Source organism: Alphaproteobacteria bacterium (assembly GCA_040216735.1).
Taxonomy (GTDB): domain Bacteria; phylum Pseudomonadota; class Alphaproteobacteria; order SHVP01; family SHVP01; genus CALJDF01.
This window is the reverse complement of record JAVJOO010000001.1, coordinates 18,483-35,542: the sequence shown is the minus strand read 5'-3', so window position 1 is coordinate 35,542 and position 17,060 is coordinate 18,483. Positions and strand designations below refer to the sequence as shown.

At 62.8% G+C, this 17,060-nt stretch carries 19 protein-coding genes and 1 tRNA gene; 14 read left to right on the top strand and 6 right to left on the bottom strand.

The window, feature by feature from the left end:
* Positions 1 to 202: 202 nt before the first annotated feature.
* The 6 genes from RID42_00185 (at position 203) to RID42_00160 (ending at position 4,738) form a co-directional block, all read left to right on the top strand.
* Positions 203 to 1,492 (top strand): hypothetical protein, encoded by a 1,290-nt coding sequence (locus RID42_00185; protein MEQ8246074.1) that lies wholly within the window; start codon positions 203 to 205, stop codon positions 1,490 to 1,492.
* A 33-nt stretch (positions 1,493 to 1,525) separates the two neighbouring features.
* Complete coding sequence (locus RID42_00180; GenBank protein MEQ8246073.1) at positions 1,526 to 3,157, top strand: hypothetical protein; 1,632 nt, start codon at positions 1,526 to 1,528, stop codon at positions 3,155 to 3,157.
* 95 nt (positions 3,158 to 3,252) lie between these two features.
* Positions 3,253 to 3,576, top strand: a complete 324-nt coding sequence (locus tag RID42_00175) for a hypothetical protein (GenBank protein MEQ8246072.1) — start codon at positions 3,253 to 3,255, stop codon at positions 3,574 to 3,576.
* A 13-nt stretch (positions 3,577 to 3,589) separates the two neighbouring features.
* Positions 3,590 to 3,928 (top strand): hypothetical protein, encoded by a 339-nt coding sequence (locus RID42_00170; protein ID MEQ8246071.1) that lies wholly within the window; start codon positions 3,590 to 3,592, stop codon positions 3,926 to 3,928.
* A complete protein-coding gene (locus RID42_00165; protein ID MEQ8246070.1) occupies positions 3,925 to 4,518 on the top strand; it encodes a D-Ala-D-Ala carboxypeptidase family metallohydrolase in 594 nt (197 codons plus the stop codon). The genes RID42_00170 and RID42_00165 overlap by 4 nt, the downstream gene beginning before the upstream one ends.
* 82 nt (positions 4,519 to 4,600) lie before the next feature.
* Positions 4,601 to 4,738 (top strand): hypothetical protein, encoded by a 138-nt coding sequence (locus RID42_00160; GenBank protein MEQ8246069.1) that lies wholly within the window; start codon positions 4,601 to 4,603, stop codon positions 4,736 to 4,738.
* Positions 4,739 to 4,743: 5 nt separating this feature from the next.
* Here RID42_00160 and RID42_00155 read toward each other — a convergent pair whose 3' ends face one another.
* Together RID42_00155 and RID42_00150 are read right to left on the bottom strand one after the other, a co-directional pair.
* Positions 4,744 to 5,583 (bottom strand): flagellin, encoded by an 840-nt coding sequence (locus tag RID42_00155; protein ID MEQ8246068.1) that lies wholly within the window; start codon positions 5,581 to 5,583, stop codon positions 4,744 to 4,746.
* A 266-nt stretch (positions 5,584 to 5,849) separates the two neighbouring features.
* Complete coding sequence (locus RID42_00150) at positions 5,850 to 6,764, bottom strand: DNA-formamidopyrimidine glycosylase family protein (GenBank protein MEQ8246067.1); 915 nt, start codon at positions 6,762 to 6,764, stop codon at positions 5,850 to 5,852.
* Positions 6,765 to 6,839: 75 nt separating this feature from the next.
* Here RID42_00150 and RID42_00145 point away from each other — a divergent pair, with 75 nt between their 5' ends.
* The gene (locus RID42_00145; GenBank protein ID MEQ8246066.1) at positions 6,840 to 7,685 is read left to right on the top strand and encodes a mechanosensitive ion channel; all 846 of its coding nucleotides are present in this window, start codon (positions 6,840 to 6,842) and stop codon (positions 7,683 to 7,685) included.
* Here the strand turns inward: RID42_00145 and RID42_00140 are convergent.
* Together RID42_00140 and RID42_00135 are read right to left on the bottom strand one after the other, a co-directional pair.
* Entirely contained in the window at positions 7,677 to 8,867 is a 1,191-nt protein-coding gene (locus tag RID42_00140) for an MFS transporter (protein ID MEQ8246065.1), read from the bottom strand. The two genes, RID42_00145 and RID42_00140, sit on opposite strands and share 9 nt — an antisense overlap.
* 29 nt (positions 8,868 to 8,896) lie before the next feature.
* Positions 8,897 to 9,412 (bottom strand): thermonuclease family protein, encoded by a 516-nt coding sequence (locus RID42_00135; GenBank protein MEQ8246064.1) that lies wholly within the window; start codon positions 9,410 to 9,412, stop codon positions 8,897 to 8,899.
* Positions 9,413 to 9,527: 115 nt separating this feature from the next.
* Here RID42_00135 and RID42_00130 point away from each other — a divergent pair, with 115 nt between their 5' ends.
* Positions 9,528 to 10,592, top strand: coding sequence for a tartrate dehydrogenase (locus RID42_00130; protein ID MEQ8246063.1), 1,065 nt, complete (start codon positions 9,528 to 9,530; stop codon positions 10,590 to 10,592).
* Positions 10,593 to 10,673: 81 nt separating this feature from the next.
* Here the strand turns inward: RID42_00130 and RID42_00125 are convergent.
* Positions 10,674 to 10,750: transfer RNA gene (locus tag RID42_00125), tRNA-Pro, on the bottom strand.
* A 146-nt stretch (positions 10,751 to 10,896) separates the two neighbouring features.
* Positions 10,897 to 11,916, bottom strand: a complete 1,020-nt coding sequence (locus RID42_00120) for a polyprenyl synthetase family protein (GenBank protein ID MEQ8246062.1) — start codon at positions 11,914 to 11,916, stop codon at positions 10,897 to 10,899.
* A gap of 105 nt (positions 11,917 to 12,021) precedes the next feature.
* On the opposite strand from RID42_00120, the gene RID42_00115 reads away from it, so the two are divergent.
* The 6 genes from RID42_00115 (at position 12,022) to glyS (ending at position 17,055) form a co-directional block, all read left to right on the top strand.
* Positions 12,022 to 12,246, top strand: a complete 225-nt coding sequence (locus tag RID42_00115) for a DUF2007 domain-containing protein (GenBank protein MEQ8246061.1) — start codon at positions 12,022 to 12,024, stop codon at positions 12,244 to 12,246.
* Positions 12,247 to 12,284: 38 nt separating this feature from the next.
* Positions 12,285 to 12,983, top strand: coding sequence for a methyltransferase (locus RID42_00110; protein MEQ8246060.1), 699 nt, complete (start codon positions 12,285 to 12,287; stop codon positions 12,981 to 12,983).
* A 25-nt stretch (positions 12,984 to 13,008) separates the two neighbouring features.
* Entirely contained in the window at positions 13,009 to 13,839 is an 831-nt protein-coding gene (locus RID42_00105) for a S49 family peptidase (GenBank protein MEQ8246059.1), read from the top strand.
* Entirely contained in the window at positions 13,839 to 14,048 is a 210-nt protein-coding gene (locus tag RID42_00100) for a hypothetical protein (protein MEQ8246058.1), read from the top strand. The genes RID42_00105 and RID42_00100 overlap by 1 nt, the downstream gene beginning before the upstream one ends.
* An 81-nt stretch (positions 14,049 to 14,129) precedes the next feature.
* The gene (locus tag RID42_00095; GenBank protein ID MEQ8246057.1) at positions 14,130 to 14,999 is read left to right on the top strand and encodes a glycine--tRNA ligase subunit alpha; all 870 of its coding nucleotides are present in this window, start codon (positions 14,130 to 14,132) and stop codon (positions 14,997 to 14,999) included.
* Positions 14,992 to 17,055 (top strand): glycine--tRNA ligase subunit beta, encoded by a 2,064-nt coding sequence (gene glyS / locus RID42_00090; GenBank protein ID MEQ8246056.1) that lies wholly within the window; start codon positions 14,992 to 14,994, stop codon positions 17,053 to 17,055. The genes RID42_00095 and glyS overlap by 8 nt, the downstream gene beginning before the upstream one ends.
* Positions 17,056 to 17,060 lie beyond the last annotated feature (5 nt).

The following is a 17,060-nucleotide window of genomic DNA, read 5'->3' as shown; positions in this document are numbered from 1 at the left end:
CGTCGCCGGCGCCGTTGCGTATCGACCCATGCTCGGTGTCTCCCCGGCCGTCATCTTAGTCGCGCATTGCGGGAGCGTGAACCCTGTAACAACCGGCGGTTCTTTGTCCGAACCGGGTCCCTAACCGCCGCCACGGGCGGCGGCAACCTTTCCAGGGGGCGAGGGGCTTTTTCGATTTTGCTGTAGCCACAAGGAGGTCCGAATGACGCTTTCGTCTTCTCTCAACCGCAACAACTATGTCGGCGACGGCGCGCAGGTGGCGTTTGCCTATCAGTTTCGCGTCGACGATGACGCGCATCTTCAGGTTTATCTCGGTGGCGCGCTGCAGGGATCGGGCTATGTCGTTTCCAACGTGGGTAACGACAATGGCGGCAACGTCACGTTTTCGAGCGCGCCGGCGAGCGGCGCCGTCGTGACCCTGCTGCGCGCGCTGCCGCTGACCCAGCCGACCGATATCCCGACGCAGGGGCCGCTCAACTCCGCGGCGCTGGAGCAACAACTCGATCAGACGGTGATGCAGGTGCAGCAGCTCGACGAGAGGATCGGGCGCTCGGTGGTGCTGCCGGTGTCCTCGGACGTGAGTGGGTTGGCGCTGCCGACGCCCACAGCGGGCAATCTGCTGGGCTGGGATTCCGGCGCAACGAACTTGCAGAACTACGCCCAAGGGGCGTTGGCGGCGATCGTGCCCTCGGCCTTCATGGCGACGCTGCTCGACTACGGCGATGCGGCCACGGCCCAGACGACGCTGGCGCTCAAGGACGGTTCGGCGGCGCTTCACGTCAAGGATCTGTCGGTGGCGGGGGTGGAGTCGGTGCTGGCCGAAAGCACGAGCTACGCCTTCCGCGCCGACAGCGACTATGCGGGCGACGCGGTCGGGGCCGCGTTCTTCGACAAGCCCGCCTACGATCCCAAGATCGTCAACGCGGGCCTGTCGTGGTTCCCGACCGACGCGAACGTGGCCGTCATCGCGAGTCAGAACGGCGTCAACATCGACGTGCTGTTTATCGACCGGCGCAGCGGAACGACGGTTAAAACACTCACGAGCGCCGATTGGCCCTGGCTGGGAAGCGCAACGGCGACGGGGATCAAGTTTAAGTTTGGCGTGGTCGCAATCATCACCAGCGATGCTGGCGTGGGGGCAGTCGACCTACGCAATGGATCGCTGGTCTATCGGGATTGGGATGCAACGGCGCTGACGCAACTCTCCGTTGATGATGTCGATATCGGATTGTCCGGTCCGAAAGCCCCCGTCATAGGCAACGGCGTCCGGCCTATCTTGGGCATCCATTATCCCAGCGGCGCGAGCGCCGCATCGTTCCTGATGAACGATTGGCAGACGTGGTATGACGCAACTACCGGATCGGCTGGGGCTGGAGTTGTAGCGATCAGCAACGGTCGAGGCTTCTATAGCCGGCATGCTACGACCAATGAAGTTCGCACCACGCCGCAGACTTCCTTCATCGAGGAACTTACCGGCGACGGTTGGAGTTAGAACTCCGGCCCAGTCAACAATTCGTGGCCGCTTATGTTTGGGGCCGAAACCGTCTTAGAAACAGACGGGCGCGGGCTCTTTCTCGAGGGGGCGGCGGAGGGTGTTGGTGTTTGGTACACGCCTGCCCGCCAGAAGGTTCAGGAACTCGTTGGCTTCGACATCGACAGTGACCGAATTATTTCTCGCATCGGAGCTGGTAATTCGTCTCATTTCGTCGACAGCATCACAGCAGACCGTGGTGGGTCGGGCGTAACACTCACGCATACCGGGGGCGGGCTGGCCATTGCATCAGCCGCAGGGTCTGGAACCAGACAAAAGGTTTCGGGCTTTGATGCTTCTAACTACGCAGACGTAGCGGTGAACTTTGCCAATGGCGTCAACCCCATGGGCTTTTCCGTGGACTTCTGTTCGCTCGGGGCGCTCAACGCGACGCACAATGTCATCCTGAACTGGCACCACACGACCTCGAATACCAGTCGCATTTACATTTCGTGTCATACGTCAGGGATTGTTGTGTCGGCTACGGCAACGGGTGGCAGCACGGCGACGGCTACAATCACAATTCCCGTCACCGTCGCGATGCTCAACGACGACCCTGATGGTTGGCATAACGTCACCATGCTGATCGTCCCTGATCTTGGCATCTTCGGTTCGTTCGACGGCGGCAAGTGGTACTTTGACGGCCCGGCGGCGTTCACAGGCTCGATGAACCCGGCGTCGGGGACAAACACCTTCCGTATCGGCGAGAGCGTCGTGAACGCCTCATACGGCTTTAGCGGCTCACTTCCGTTTGGCGGGGCAATTGGTGAAGTCAGCCGTTTCACGAGCTCCAAGAACCTCAACCCAGATGCAATTCAGTGGTGGGCGCACAATCGCATCGCCGGTTACGCAGACGTATCGTGCGTCATGCCAGCAAGTGAAACCCCGGTGTGGGGTGCGCTTGATCGTTCCTACGTCGGCACCGGCATTCGGGGCATCGTCGGCGGCGCTACGAAGGTCTTCAAGATCGGTGACGGCATGGCCGTGACCAACATCGACCAAACTGCGCTCGACGGCGCGGCAGGCATCAACGCCAGCACGGTTGGCGGCTACATCAGCCGGGGTGTGTACGGCCTTCTGTCGTCGATTGGCGAGGTCTATCAGAACACTGCCGCCCAGGACGTTGGGCGCGGGCCTCCGGCCCGGGCGGGTGGGCCGCGATGGCTAGACGGTGTCGGTACGGTTGGTGTCGACTGTTACATGGCGGCGTCGAAGGCCAATGTCACGGGCGACAGTACGAACTACACCATCCCCTTCGACAACGTGGTTTTGCAGAACGGTTTGATTCTCAACACTGCGACCGGCGTCATCACCGCCCTGGTTTCCGGTTGGTACATCGTTAGCGGGTCCCTCGACATGGAAGGGTGGGACGCCTCGACGACCCGCGTCGCCGGATGGGTCTACGTCAACAGCACGACGCTGCTGTTACCCGCATGGGACCACACGTCGAACTTTGCCGGAGGCGAGCGGATCATGGGGGGCGCAGCCGAGCGTCGCTGGCTCGACGCTGGCGATATGATCCTGCTCAAAGCTTACGCATCTGGTGGAGCAAAGGTAGCAGACGTTACCACTGGGGGATCAGGCGCAAACCGGCAAACATCTCTAGCGGCGCACTTGGTAGGATAATCATGGAACACCTAGAAGCACACCCTGACATTGACAGCTTGGACTCAAATGGCGCACCGACGTGGCTCAAGTCAGTGACCGTCGAGGACGGTGTCGTGACGCTGACCGCCGAACAGACCGAAATTGCGCGGCGCAACAACGCGACGGCCTTCAACCCCAGCCCGACCGCCCAGCGCAAGTACGCCATCGGTGGGATCGACGGGGTGCGGGAGTGGCTGTTCCAAAAATCGCGGACTGATCGCGCGACTGACCGGGCGGTCAAGCTGGCCACTTCCGACAGCGAAATGGCCCGGATTGTGGAAGGGCTTTTCGAACTCATAGAGAAAAAGTTCCCCGGCGAAGCCAAGGCAATTGTCGGCGGCGAAGGCGTTGCGAAGATCAATCGGCGTCGTGCTCTTCGCGGCCAGGCGCCGCTATGACTGGGGCAAACCAATGAGGCCGCGCAAGTTGGTCTTTGTTGCCGCCGTTTCGGCGGCATTTTTTTTGCCTAGTGGAGCCACCGCAGGACCTGCGGTGTGCGCGCCGCTTGCCGCCATCGCGGAGACCCTGGACGCACGCTACGGCGAGCGTGCGGTCGCAGCCGGTGTCGACGGGAAGGGGAGGCGACTGATTCTCTACGCCACCGGCAACGGCGCCACGTGGACGATAGTCGTCGTTAGGGGAGGGGGCGCTGCATGCGTCGTCTTCGAGGGTGTCGACTGGCAGAACGTCGACGTCCCCAAAGCGCCGCAGAGACCATTGTTCCATAGCAAGGAGGTCGACGTCAGATGACGATCAACGAACGCGAAATGGATAATCTGCCGACGCACGTCGTTGCTTGCGCAGCGCGATATCGTGCCCTCACCGACGGGATTGAGCGGAATGGCAAGCTGATTTTCTGGCTGCTCGGCGCGTTCCTGACGGGCCAGGCAGCAACAATCGCCCTGCTCGCAAAGCTTGGCGTTCGGGACATGAGGTTTTTCGATCCATCGGAGCTTCAGTGTCCCAAAACTCTGGACGTCGTTCTCGCGCCGGGATTCGGTCCTGCCCTAGAGAAGGTCCGCCGCGATTTCGGCCGTCCCATGCGGGTCAACTCCTGTTGCCGCTCACCCGCGCACAACCGGGCGATTGGCGGGCATCCGCGCTCGCTCCATCTCCTGCACAACCCGCATTGGACCTATCCATCCGGACATGCCCAGGCCGGCCTACCGGTTGCGACCTGTGCAATCGATATCGCCGTTCCGGACGGTCCGTTCCGCGGTGCGCTAATCGCCGCGGCATGGCGCCACGGTTTTTCGGTCGGCGTGGCGCGAACCTTCGTGCATCTCGATGCACGGACCCTGGTCTTGGGTCTTCCCCAGACCAGTTTTCTGTACAACTAAGGAGAATTGATATGGACGAACGCAAGACGCTATTTTTGTCGAAGACCTTTTGGGGCGCGATGCTGACCGGACTGGGTCGGCGATGCTGGCCATTTTCGGCGTCGACGTCAGCGAAGCTGAGAGGAATGTGGTGGTCGAGTCGGTTGCCACCGTTGGTGCCGTGCTCGGAACGGTGACCACGGTCTATGGGCGGTTCAAGGCCGAGAAAAGAATCGGCTAAGGGCGCTAGCTGCTACCGCCGGGGATGGGAAATAGGCCCAGAACGAGGGACGGTGCCGAGTTGGCGATGGCCAGGGCCTGGACGCTGAGCTGCTGTTGCACCTGAAGTGCCTGCAGCTTGGCGCTCTCCTCGGCGAGATCGGCATCGACGAGATTGCCGATCCCTTCTTCGACGAGGTTGATCAAAGACGTCGTGAATTGGCTTTGAATTTCCAGGCCTGTGGCGGAGCTTCCCAACGCTGCTAGTTTGTCTGCCGCGAGGTCGATCGCGGTTTCAATGGCCGTCAGTGCGCTCGATGCCGCCGAACTGGTCGATAGACTGGCGGTGTTGATCCCGAGAGTCGTGGTGTCGAGTTTCTGGGCGCTAACGTTGATCACACTGCCGTCGACACTGCTCAACACATCCAAATTACTGGCGCTCTGGTCGATCAGGTTGACGTTGTTGAAGTCCGCCGTCGACACAATGGTCTCGATCTGGGTGCGCAGTTGCTGGAAATCGTTGTCGAGCGCGCTGCGCGAGGCGGTGTCGAGGCCGGACTGATTCGCTTGCACGGCCTTCGCTTTAATTTCGGTAAGAAGGTCGGCGATGGCGTTGCCCGCAGAGATCGCCACCGAGACGATCGAATCCCCGTTGGCGAGGGCGGTTTTCACCGCACCGAGGCCAGCCACGTCGCCGCGCAAGCGCGTGGCGATCTGAAACGTCGCCGCGTCGTCCTTGGGGCCGCTGACTTTCAAGCCCGTGGTGATGCGCAGTTGAGTCGACTGAATCTTCGTGTTCAGGATCGTCAACTGTTGCAGCGCGATGTTGGCGCTGGAATTGGTATTGACCGACAGACCGTCAACCATAGCGTAGCCTTTTGTTCGAAGCGCCCGGTCTCCCCACGGGAAGCGGGGGATCCTTCTGATCCAAACTGACGCTCGCCAACGTCACGGCAAACCGCGCGTTGCTACAGTCAGACAAATTCTTCGCTGATGGACGGTCGGTCAGCGGCTTCTGCTAACCCTGTGTGTCACGGCTGTGACGGACCGTGGGACCATGAAAGCAGAACTTCGGCGCGAGAGCAACGGCGCTGAACGGCCTGATTTTCTTCAAATTTTATGCAATTGCGAGATTAACCCCGGGCTGCGCGCTTGAGTTCCTCGAATTCCTCGAGGGTTCGGGGCCAATCGTCCTTGAGAAGCCTGGACAGTGAACGGTCGGCGAGGAGCTTTCCGCCGGTTTGGCAGGTCGGGCAGTAGTTGGTTTCGTTGTCGGCATAGGCAATGCGTTGAACCGGCGCGGCGCATACCGGGCAGGGCGCACCGTGGCGTCCGTGGACCGCCATTTCCTCGTGGAATGCCGTCACCTTTCGCGGCCAACCGTTGTTGTTCGCCGCTTCGGCCCTCAACCGTTCCGTCCATTCGTTCAGGACCGACTGGACCGCCCGGTGCAGGCGCTGGACCGCCGCATCGTCGAGGCGCGATGTCCAGTACAACGGTGATAGTTGGGCGCGGTGCAGGATTTCATCCGAGTAGGCGTTGCCGATGCCGCTGCAGATCCGCGGGTCGGTTAGCGCGCGTTTGACGGTATGGTTTTCCGCCGTAAGCCGAGCCCTAAAGGCGTCGGCGGTGCAGGTCATTACGTCGAGGCCACCCGGATCGAAGGCGGCGACGTCGGCCCGTTCCGCGACCAGATTGAACGACGCGCGCCGTTTCGAGCCTGCTTCGGTCATCACCAAGCTGCCGGTTTCGAAATCGAGTGCGGCAAGGTTGTGTTTCCCCTTCAACGGGGCGTTCGGTTCCTTCCAATGGAGCCGACCGGCGATCATTAAATGAACGATCAGGCAGGAGCCGTTCGCGAAGACGAGGACGAGTCTTTTTCCGACGTGCGTTACCATCTCTAGCCGTTGTCCCTCGATCGAACTCAGCGGCGGGTCGACGCTGCGTAGGAGAAACGGGTTCGCAATCCTGGCGCGTGCCAGTTTTTGACGCGCTGCCTTTTGCGCGATGCACTCGACGTAGACGGCGATATCCGGGCATTCCGGCATTTACGCATCGCTTTCGCTTAGCCAACCCAGGCAACGGTATGATACCTGTCCGGGATTAGCTTTAGGAGGGTCAGGGTGGAAGAACAGGTCCAGGCGGTCGCCAGCTTCGTCGACACCATCATCGATTTTGCCGTTTCGTACGGTTTCCAGATCGCGGGAGCGCTCCTCATCCTCGTTCTCGGCCTCCGTCTCGCCCGGTGGGGCGGCGGACGCGTGACCCGATTGGCCGAGGGCCGTGGAATCGATCCGACGCTGTCGCGGTTCATCGGCAATATCGTCCGATTTATCGTCGTCGTTTTCGTTCTCATCATTGCGATGGGGAACCTTGGCGTCGAGCTCGCGCCGATCGTTGCCTTTGTCGGTGCAGGTGCATTGGGGGCGACCTTTGCCCTGCAAGGGGTCCTCTCCAACTATGCCGCCGGTTTGGCGCTGATCCTGACGCGGCCCTTCGTGGTTGGGAACACGATCCGTGTCCAAGGCGTGAGCGGAGTGGTGCGCGAAATTTCGCTGACCGCAACGCTACTAGACGGCGAAGACGGCGAGCGGATCACGATTCCCAACAAGGATGTAATCGGCCAGGTTCTTGTCAATTCGCAAGCGGTTCGCGTTGTCGAAACGCGCATTGCCGTCTCGGACGGTGCCGATCTCGACCGTGCGATCGAGGCGTTGGTTACGGCAATCGCCGCCGTCGATGGTGTCGCTGCCGATCCGGCGCCTCGGGTCGGTCTGCACGATTTCACCTACGGTGGATTCGTGATTGGCTTGCGGTTCTGGGTTCCCAGCATGCGCTACTTCGAGGTGCGTTACGCCGCGAACCAGGCGGCCCAGCGCGCGCTCCGCACCGCCGGCGTGGCGCTCCTGCCGGCGAGCGGGTTGGCGTTGGCCGGCGATGCCTTGACGGCGGAGGCAGACCTAAACTGAGGCGGGCTCCTCGGCGCCGAGCTTGCGATCGTCGATCGGGAGGTTGACCAGGGCGGCGAATGCCCCGAGCGCGACCGCCGCCCACCATACCGGCATGTAGCTGCCGGTCGCGTCGAACACGCGTCCGCCAAGCCAAACCCCGATGAAGGCCCCGATCTGGTGGCTGAAGAAAACGATTCCGAACAGCGTGCCTACATAGCGGCGGCCAAAGACGTGGACGACGATCGACGAGGTCAGCGGGACCGTCGATAGCCACAGAAGTCCCATGACTGCGCAGAAGACGAAGGTGCTCCCTGCCGATATCGGCAGGAGGATGTACGCGGCGATGGTGAGTGCGCGGGCGAGGTAAATACCGCTGAGGATCTTCTTGTCGCGAAAGCGTCCGGCGAAGGTGCCGGCGGCATAGGCGCCGGCGATGTTGAACAAGCCGATCACGGCAAGCCCATAGCCTGCCGTGGAGGCGGCGAGACCGCTGCCGGTGATGTAGGCCGGCAAGTGGACCTGAATGAACGCGACGTGAAAGCCGCAAACGAAGAACCCCGACAGCAGTAACCAGTAGCCGCGATGCCCGCCGGCTTCGCGCAGGGCTTGGCCGAGCGTTTGCTCGCGGCCAATTTGGCCCGGCTTGCCGGTGAGGGCACCCGCCAAGGGGATCATAAAGGCCGCAACGACACCGAGCAGCAGCAGCGCGGTCGACCAGCCATAGGCGGCGAGAAAAGCCTGGCCTAGCGGGACAAAAAGAAACTGCCCGAGCGACCCCGCGGCGGTGCCGATGCCCATCGCCCAACCGATTTTGTCCGGCGGGACCAAACGGGTGATCGCCGCGAGGACCACCGCGAACGACGCGCCCGAAATCCCCAATCCGACCATGACCCCCGCTGTGAGATGCATGTGGGCCGGCGAGGCCGAGACCGACATCAGCATGACGCCGGCGGCATAGAGAACCGCGCCGCCTGCGAGAACGCGACCCGAGCCATAGCGATCGGCTATGGCGCCCGCGAAGGGTTGGCCCAATCCCCACAGAAGATTCTGAACGGCGATCGACAGGGCGAAAACCTCGCGGCCCCAACCGAGGTCCGCCGACATCGGCTCCAAGAAGAGGCCGAACCCCGCGCGAACGCCGAACGAAATGGCGGAGATCAAACACCCCGCGATGACGACGATGGCAACGCTTCTCAACATGTCGGTTCCTCGGTCATTGCCGCCGGATATCACGATCCCGGGTTGTCGCGGCGCCAGTCCCATGGCGCGTCGAACGGCCCCTGCCAAATCCCCCGCCGGGCGGCGCGGGCTTCCGATTCCACTTGCTGGAGGGCGCGGTCCGCGTCGGGCAGGGCGAGGGCCAACCCCTCCTTCACCATTTCATAACTCAAGCTGCCGCCGCCGCGCATCAGGCAATAGACCGTCGGCACGCCGGTGTCACGTTCGCCGGCGATCCGGCAGCGCAAGAACCCGCGCTGTTCGAGCGTGCGGATCAGATACAGGCGCGCGGTCAAGCCACAACTCCATGGGGCGCTTTCGCGATCGCCTGCACCACAACGCTGCTTGTCTTCGACTGCATCGATGCCATCGAGATGCGCCGTGATCGGGCCGGTGTCGGTCGACGGGAATGCCAGCGTGTCGCCGTCGATCACGCGGGGGCTGCCGAAGAACCATTCTTGGGCGCGGGCGGCGTTGCTGTGTATCAACCAGACTGCGCAGGCCGCTGCTATAACCCGCAACCGCATTGCCAACTCCCTCCGCGCTTTCGCGCTCCTTGGCTCCATGCGAGAGTAGCCCAAGGTTGCGGCGCCCGGCCACTGAATCGGTCGGGCCGTCACGAAATCGCTGGTTGGGGGGCGCATGGCATCCAAGACATTTCGCATTGCACTGATACCCGGTGACGGCATCGGTACCGAGGTCGTGCCCGAGGGTGTCAAAGTGCTTGAGGGCTTAGCGCGGGCCCACGGGATCGACTTCCAGTGGCAGACCTTCGACTGGAGTTGCGCGCGCTTTCACAAGACCGGATCGATGATGCCCGCCGACGGGATCGATCAATTACGCCCGTTCGATGCGATCTTTTTGGGTGCGGTGGGGTTTCCCGGCGTGCCCGACCATGTGTCGTTGTGGGGATTGCTGATCCCGATCCGCCGGCATTTCGACCAGTATGTGAACCTCCGCCCGGTGCGCCTGTTCGAGGGGGTGCCCTCGCCGCTGGCCGGACGTCTGCCGGGGTCGATCGATTATTGGATCGTGCGCGAGAACGTAGAAGGCGAATATTCCGAGATCGGCGGCAGACTTTACGGCGGCACCGAGGCCGAGATGGCGGTGCAGGAAAGCGTCTTCACCCGGCGCGGCGTCGATCGAATCTTGCGCTACGCCTTCGAGCTCGCCGCGACGCGCCCGCGCAAGCATGTGACCTCCGCGACCAAATCCAACGGCATTATCCACACCATGCCCTTTTGGGATGAGCGGTTCGCGGCGATGGCGGGCGCGTATCCGGCGATCACGACCGACCGGTTCCACATCGATATCCTGACGGCGCATTTCGTGCGCAATCCCGATTGGTTCGACGTCGTGGTCGGCAGCAATCTATTTGGCGACATCCTGTCCGACCTAGGCCCGGCGACCACCGGAACGATCGGGATCGCCCCGTCGGGTAACATCAATCCCGAACGCACCGCGCCGTCGATGTTCGAGCCGGTACACGGGTCGGCGCCGGATATTGCGGGCAAAGGGATCGCCAATCCGATCGGACAAATTTGGTCCGGTGCGATGATGCTGGATCACCTGGGCTGCCCGGAGGCCGGCGCCGCGGTCGTGCGGGCGATTGAGGCCGTGCTGGCCGACGGCGGCGTGCGCACGCCTGACATGGGCGGCACGGCAACGACGCACGACTTGGGCGATGCGATATTGGGGGCGCTATAGCTTCGGTTCGAAGGATAGGAAGCGGCCGGAATCAACATGATTCCATGCTAGGGCACGACTATCGTGGGAGATGGCGAGATGTGGTCGGAGTGAGAGGATTTGAACCTCCGGCCCCTACGTCCCGAACGTAGTGCTCTACCAGGCTGAGCTACACTCCGATGAGGGCGCTTATAGCGCTGGCGTCGGGGGGCCGCAAGGCGTCGCGGTTCGGGCTGGTCAGGGACGGGGCAACACCTGCGACCCTGTGCCACTCCGCCGACCCTGGTTTTGGTGTGCGTGCCAGTGCGCGCGGGGCAAGGCGCGCTTAATGGCTGCGGTCGATGCAGAAGTCGACCAGGTCCAGCAGGGTTTGTTTCTCGCTCGTGTTGGGGAATATGCCGAGGGCGTCCTTGGCCTTGGCACCGTAATGGCGGGCACGCTCCACGGTGTCGCGCAGGGCGTGGTATTTTTCCATCAGACCGATGGCGCGCTGGATATCGGACTCGCTTTGGTCGGTGTCTTCCATCGTGCGGCGCCAGAACCGCCGTTCCTCGTCGTTGCCGCGGCGATAGGCCAGGATGACGGGGAGCGTGATCTTGCCCTCGCGGAAATCGTCGCCGACGGTCTTGCCCAGCGTGATCGAGTGCGACGAGTAGTCGAGCGCGTCGTCGACCAACTGAAACGCGATCCCGAGATTGCGGCCGTATCCGTCGAGCGCCTCTTCCTCCTGGCGCGATCGGTCCGCGACCACGGCGCCGATCCGGCAGGCTGCGGCGAAGAGGGCCGCGGTCTTGGCGGCGATGACGTCGAGGTAGGTATCTTCGCTGGTTGTGGTGTCGTTGGTGGTGAGCAGTTGATGCACCTCGCCTTCGGCAATTACCGCGGACGCGCCTGACAAGATCTCCAGCACCCGCAGCGACCCATCGGCGACCATGACCTGGAACGCGCGGCTGAAGAGGAAATCGCCGACCAGGACGCTGGCTTCATTACCCCACAGGGCGTTCGCCGTTTCGACGCCGCGGCGCAGCGCGCTGTCGTCGACCACGTCGTCGTGCAATAGAGTCGCGGTATGGATGAATTCCACGCAAGCCGCCAAATTGATGTGACGTTGGCCCTCATAGGCGCAGAGCTTTGCCGCGGCGAGCGTCAACATGGGCCGGATTCGCTTGCCGCCGGAGGCCACGAGGTGCCCCGCGAGCTGCGGGATGAGCGGCACTCGGCTCTGCATGTGATGCAGGATGACCTGATTGACCCGCTCAAGGTCGCCGGCAACGAGCGACTTCAGGCGGGTCAGCGCTTCCGCCGAATGCGCGCGTTCTTCGTCGAGTTGGACGACATTCGTCAAATTGCGACCCCTATCTTGACGCCTTACAAGGCTCGCGCGAGCATATGAGTCCCGTTGCGGAGCGGTCAAGCAACCGACGGGGGCCTTTTGGGTCTATGAGGGTCCATGCTCGAAGTCTTTCGCACCAACGATCCGGTTCTAATCTCGTGGCTCGAAGCGCTGCTTCTCGGCGAGGGGATCGAATCCTTCGTGATGGATACCCATACCAGCGTGCTTGAGGGCAGCATCGGGGCGATCCCGCGCCGTCTGATGGTGGTCAACGAGCAGGGACCGCGCGCCGTTGCGATCTTGCACGCGGCGGGTATGGAGTACGACCCGCGCAACAACTGACCGACTCCTTTACCGAGGACACGTTGCTGGGCGGGCGCGTGAAACTGCGCCAGCCCAAAGACGGATTCCGCGCGACCGGCGACGCTGTCTTTCTCGCGGCGGCCTTGACGGCCCAAACCGGAGAAAAACTGCTCGATGTCGGCGTCGGTGCAGGGGCGGCCCTTCTTGCCGCCGCAGCACGACTGCCCGCCTGCCGGTTTCTTGGGGTCGACACCGATGCCGAGGCACTCGGCTACGCGCGCCATAACGTCACGGCGAACGGATGGGCGGAGCGAATCGCGCTTCGCCACGCGGACATCGGCGATCTCGCGACCGTCCCGGTCAGCGACAGCCACCATGTTTTCAGCAATCCCCCTTACTATTCGGCCGGCTCAGGCCGATTGCCGTCCGGGGCGGCCCGCACGCGGGCGCGTCACGAAGGACTTGTGCCGTTAGCGACGTGGGTCGAACTTTGCGCCGCTAGGGCATCTAGGAGCGTGACCTTCGTGCTCCCAGCCGACCGCGAGGCCGAGGCCCTGGGGGCGCTACCAACAGAATTTTCCGCCACAACGGTTTGTCCGTTGGCTGCGCACGCCGGAAAACCGCCCAACCGCGTGATCGTCCAATCCTGGAGCGATCGCGACGCCCGCGGCGTTACGCGGCTTCAGCCTTTCATTATTCATACGCCAGACGGGCGCTTCAGTCCGGCCGCCGATCGCATTCTGCGCGCGGGCGCGCCGCTTAGCCTTGCCGGATGAACGGGCCGTCCATAAGTTGGCGCCGATGCGCATTCCCTTCTTCCACTCCCGCACTCCCGTTGTGCCTGTCATCCGTCTGACCGGGATCATTGCCGCCGGCGGCCGTGGGCGCGGCACAATCAATGTCGAGAACATGGCCGGCATCTTGGACCGTGCGTTCAGCGTGCGTGGCGCGTGCGCGGTTGCCCTTGATGTGAACTCTCCCGGCGGGTCGCCGGTGCAATCGGCGCTGGTCTACAAACGGATTCGGGCACTTGCCGAAGAAAAAGAGCTCCCGGTACTCGCCTTTACCCAGGATGTCGCGGCATCCGGCGGCTATTGGCTTGCCTGCGCCGCCGATGAGATCTTCGCCGACGAGAGTTCGATCCTGGGCAGCATTGGTGTGATCTCCAGCGGATTTGGCCTTCAGGGGCTGCTTGAACGGGTCGGGGTCGAGCGTAGGGTCCATACGTCGGGCGCTCGTAAGGGGTTTCTCGATCCGTTCCTGCCCGAAGACCCGGAAGATGTTCGTCGACTGGAAGCTCTTCAGGGCGAGATCCACCAATCGTTCCGGGAGCTCGTACGCGAACGACGGGGTGCTAGGCTCAAGGGGGCGGACGACCAGCTGTTCTCCGGCGAGTTTTGGACGGGTCGCAAAGCGCTGGATCTTGGCCTCATCGACGGCCTTGGCGACCTGCGCTCAGTATTGCGGCAACGCTTTGGCGAGAAAGTCAAAATGCGGACCTTTGGGGTCCAGGCCGGCTGGCTGCGGCGCAGGCTCGGCGCGGCGGCGACCGATCGCGTCGCGTCCGACTGGGCCGAAGAGGTAATTACCGCGTTGGATGCCCGGGCCCTCTGGTCGCGCTACGGACTCTGATGCTCGGCTTTAGCCTGCCCAAGCTAATTCTAACCGCGGTCCTGATTGCAGCGGCCTGGTACGGGTTCAAGCTGCTCAGCGGTCGCCAGAGCCCGCGCCCGCGCCAAGCGATTGGCGACACCGAGCGCTGCGCCGAGTGTGGCGACTATGTCGCAACTGAAGCCCCGGAAAACTGCGGCAAAGCAGGCTGTCCCTATGGCCGAGGTTGAGCGGTTGTCTGGGTTGACCGATCCCGAACGCGTCGCTACTTTGCCCGCGCATTTCAGCCTCCGGAACCGCAATTTGCCATGATGGACGGGCCAGCGCCCTCCTTTCAGGACCTCATCCTTACCTTGCAAGGATATTGGGCCCGGCAGGGGTGCGTGATACTTCAACCTTACGATCTAGAGGTCGGCGCGGGTACCTTTCACCCGGCAACGGCGCTGCGCGCGCTCGGGCCCGATCCGTGGAAGGCCGCCTACGTCCAGCCCTCGCGACGGCCCACGGACGGGCGCTATGGCGAGAACCCCAATCGGCTCCAGCACTACTACCAGTTTCAGGTCATCCTGAAGCCCTCACCGCCGAATTTCCAACAGCTCTATCTCGACAGCCTTGCTGCGATCGGGATCGATTTTGCCAATCACGACGTCCGCTTTGTCGAGGACGATTGGGAGAGCCCCACGCTGGGCGCCTGGGGCTTGGGCTGGGAGGTTTGGTGCGACGGCATGGAAGTCAGCCAGTTCACCTACTTCCAACAAGTCGGCGGGATCGAATGCAATCCCGTGTCGGGTGAACTGACCTACGGATTGGAACGCCTGGCGATGTACGTGCAGGGTGTGGAGAACGTTTACGATCTCGACTGGAACGGCGCCGGCGTGACCTACGGCGACGTTTTCCTGCGCTCCGAACGCGAATTCTCGGCCTACAACTTCGAACACGCCGATACCGCGGTCCTGCGCGCCCATTTCGCGGACGCCGAGAAGGAATGCGCCGCGATCATCGCCCAAGGTCTTGCGCTGCCCGCCTACGATCAATGCTTGAAGGCAAGCCACCTTTTTAATCTGCTGGATGCGCGGGGCGTGATCAGCGTGACCGAACGCGCCGCGTTTATCGGGCGTGTGCGGGCACTCGCGCGGAGCTGTTGCGAAACCTGGTTGAGCGGGTCGCCCGGCAATGGCTGAGTTCCTCCTTGAAATCCTCAGCGAGGAGATTCCCTCGCGCATGCAGGCACCCGGCGCGGGAAGCTTGCGCGCGGCGGCACTCGACCACCTCAAAGCGGGGGGCTTTACCTGGAGCCGCGCAGACGTGTTCTGGACACCGCGGCGACTGACCCTGCTGGTCGACGGTTTGCCGGAGAGACAGCCCGACACCAACGAAGAACGGCGCGGGCCCCGTGCCGATGCGCCGGAAAAGGCGATCGAAGGCTTTCTCGCATCGGTGAATCTCCGCCGCGATCAACTGGAAGTCCGGCAAACCAAGAAGGGCGATTTCTTGTTCGCGGTCTTGGCGAACAAGGGCCTTCCCACGGCGGAATACCTTGCGGGCTGTTTGCCGGAGGTGATGTCCAAGGTGGCGTGGCCGAAATCGATGCGCTGGGGCGCGCACACGGTCCGTTGGGTACGGCCGATCCAGTCGATCCTCTGCCTATTTGACGGCGCGCCGGTGCGCTTCTCGTTTGGCCCGGTGGAATCCGGAAATGTGACGTCGGGCCACCGGTTTCATTACCCGGAAGTTTTTTCCGTCGCGAGCTACGCCGACTACCGGGTAAAGCTGCGCGACGCGCGCGTGATGCTCAACGCAGGCGAGCGGGAATCCTTTATCGCGGCGGGCGACGGCCTCGATGCCGCTCGCGAGGCGCTGACGGTTGTCGAGGACGAGGCGCTGCTAGAAGAAGTCGCCGGTTTGGTCGAGTGGCCGGTGGTACTGACGGGACGGTTCGATGAGTCGTTCCTGTCGGTTCCCGAGGAAATGTTGCTGGCGACGATGCGGGGACATCAGAAGTATTTTGCGCTTCGCCGCCGCGACGGCAGCCTGGCGCCCCGGTTTATCTGCGTTGCCAATGTGGATGCCGCGGATTCGGGTAAGTCGATCATTACCGGCAACGAGCGGGTCTTGCGGGCACGGCTCTCGGACGCCAAATTTTTCTGGGATCAGGACCGGCGCCACAGTCTCGCGAGCCGGGTGCCGCAACTCGGCGATATCTTTTTTCACGCCAAGCTGGGTGGATTGGACGAAAAAACCGATCGCATCGAAGCGCTCGCTTTGCAACTTGCCGATCGTGTGCCCGGTGCCGACCGCGACAAGGTACGCGCGGCGGCGCGACTGGCTAAGGCCGACCTGGTGACCCAAGCGGTCGGCGAGTTTCCGGAACTTCAGGGCGTGATGGGGCGCTACTACGCCCTGAACGACGGCGAGCCCGAAGACGTGGCGCTCGCGATTGCCGAACACTACAGCCCGAAGGGTCCGGCCGACGCCTGCCCGCAACGACCGATTTCGGTCGCGGTCGCCCTTGCCGATAAGATCGATACACTTGTCGGATTTTTCTCCATCGGAGAGACCCCAACCGGATCGAAGGATCCCTTTGCGTTGCGCCGCGCCGCATTGGGCGCGATCCGCCTCATTCTCGAAAACCGGCTGTCGATCGGCCTGCGCGAGGTCTTTGCGGTGGCCGCGCGATCCTACGATCCGGTGATCGCCAAAGGGTTCGATGCCGACGCGTTGATGGCGTTCTTTGCCGATCGCTTGAAGGTGTACCTGCGTGATCGCGGCGTCCGCCACGACCTGATTTCCGCGGTCTTTGCGCTGGACGGCGAAGACAATCTGCTGCGCGCCCAAGCGCGGCTGTCGGCCTTGACCGCCTTCCTCGCGACGGACGACGGCGCCAACTTGCTAATCGCGCACAAGCGCGCCAGTAACATTGTGCGTATCGAGGTAAAGAACGATGGCCGTGCCTATCCCGGGCCGGCCGATCCCGCTGGCTTGACCGACGATGCGGAGCGCGTGCTGGCGCAACGCCTTTCGGAAACAGCCCGGGCGAGCGGGGAAGCTGTGGCGCAACAGGATTTCGTTGACGCCATGGCGCACCTTGCGGCATTGCGCGACCCGATCGACATCTTTTTTGAACGGGTCAAAGTGAACGTTGAGAACGCCGAGCTTCGGGAGAACCGGCTTCGGTTGCTGTCGCAGATCTGTGGCACGCTCAATCAGGTTGCGGATTTCTCACAGATCGAGGGATAGCGAGG

What these genes read in the sequence shown, in the direction of transcription:
- RID42_00130 (MEQ8246063.1), top strand. Translation starts at nt 9,528, where the DNA reads ATGGCATCCAAGACATTTCGCATTGCACTGATACCCGGTGACGGCATC.
- RID42_00115 (MEQ8246061.1), top strand. Translation starts at nt 12,022, where the DNA reads ATGCTCGAAGTCTTTCGCACCAACGATCCGGTTCTAATCTCGTGGCTC.
- RID42_00140 (MEQ8246065.1), bottom strand. Translation starts at nt 8,867, where the DNA reads ATGTTGAGAAGCGTTGCCATCGTCGTCATCGCGGGGTGTTTGATCTCC.
- RID42_00155 (MEQ8246068.1), bottom strand. Translation starts at nt 5,583, where the DNA reads ATGGTTGACGGTCTGTCGGTCAATACCAATTCCAGCGCCAACATCGCG.
- RID42_00135 (MEQ8246064.1), bottom strand. Translation starts at nt 9,412, where the DNA reads ATGCGGTTGCGGGTTATAGCAGCGGCCTGCGCAGTCTGGTTGATACAC.
- RID42_00100 (MEQ8246058.1), top strand. Translation starts at nt 13,839, where the DNA reads ATGCTCGGCTTTAGCCTGCCCAAGCTAATTCTAACCGCGGTCCTGATT.
- glyS (MEQ8246056.1), top strand. Translation starts at nt 14,992, where the DNA reads ATGGCTGAGTTCCTCCTTGAAATCCTCAGCGAGGAGATTCCCTCGCGC.
- RID42_00185 (MEQ8246074.1), top strand. Translation starts at nt 203, where the DNA reads ATGACGCTTTCGTCTTCTCTCAACCGCAACAACTATGTCGGCGACGGC.
- RID42_00150 (MEQ8246067.1), bottom strand. Translation starts at nt 6,764, where the DNA reads ATGCCGGAATGCCCGGATATCGCCGTCTACGTCGAGTGCATCGCGCAA.
- RID42_00170 (MEQ8246071.1), top strand. Translation starts at nt 3,590, where the DNA reads ATGAGGCCGCGCAAGTTGGTCTTTGTTGCCGCCGTTTCGGCGGCATTT.
- RID42_00160 (MEQ8246069.1), top strand. Translation starts at nt 4,601, where the DNA reads ATGCTGGCCATTTTCGGCGTCGACGTCAGCGAAGCTGAGAGGAATGTG.
- RID42_00165 (MEQ8246070.1), top strand. Translation starts at nt 3,925, where the DNA reads ATGACGATCAACGAACGCGAAATGGATAATCTGCCGACGCACGTCGTT.
- RID42_00095 (MEQ8246057.1), top strand. Translation starts at nt 14,130, where the DNA reads ATGGACGGGCCAGCGCCCTCCTTTCAGGACCTCATCCTTACCTTGCAA.
- RID42_00105 (MEQ8246059.1), top strand. Translation starts at nt 13,009, where the DNA reads ATGCGCATTCCCTTCTTCCACTCCCGCACTCCCGTTGTGCCTGTCATC.
- RID42_00180 (MEQ8246073.1), top strand. Translation starts at nt 1,526, where the DNA reads ATGTTTGGGGCCGAAACCGTCTTAGAAACAGACGGGCGCGGGCTCTTT.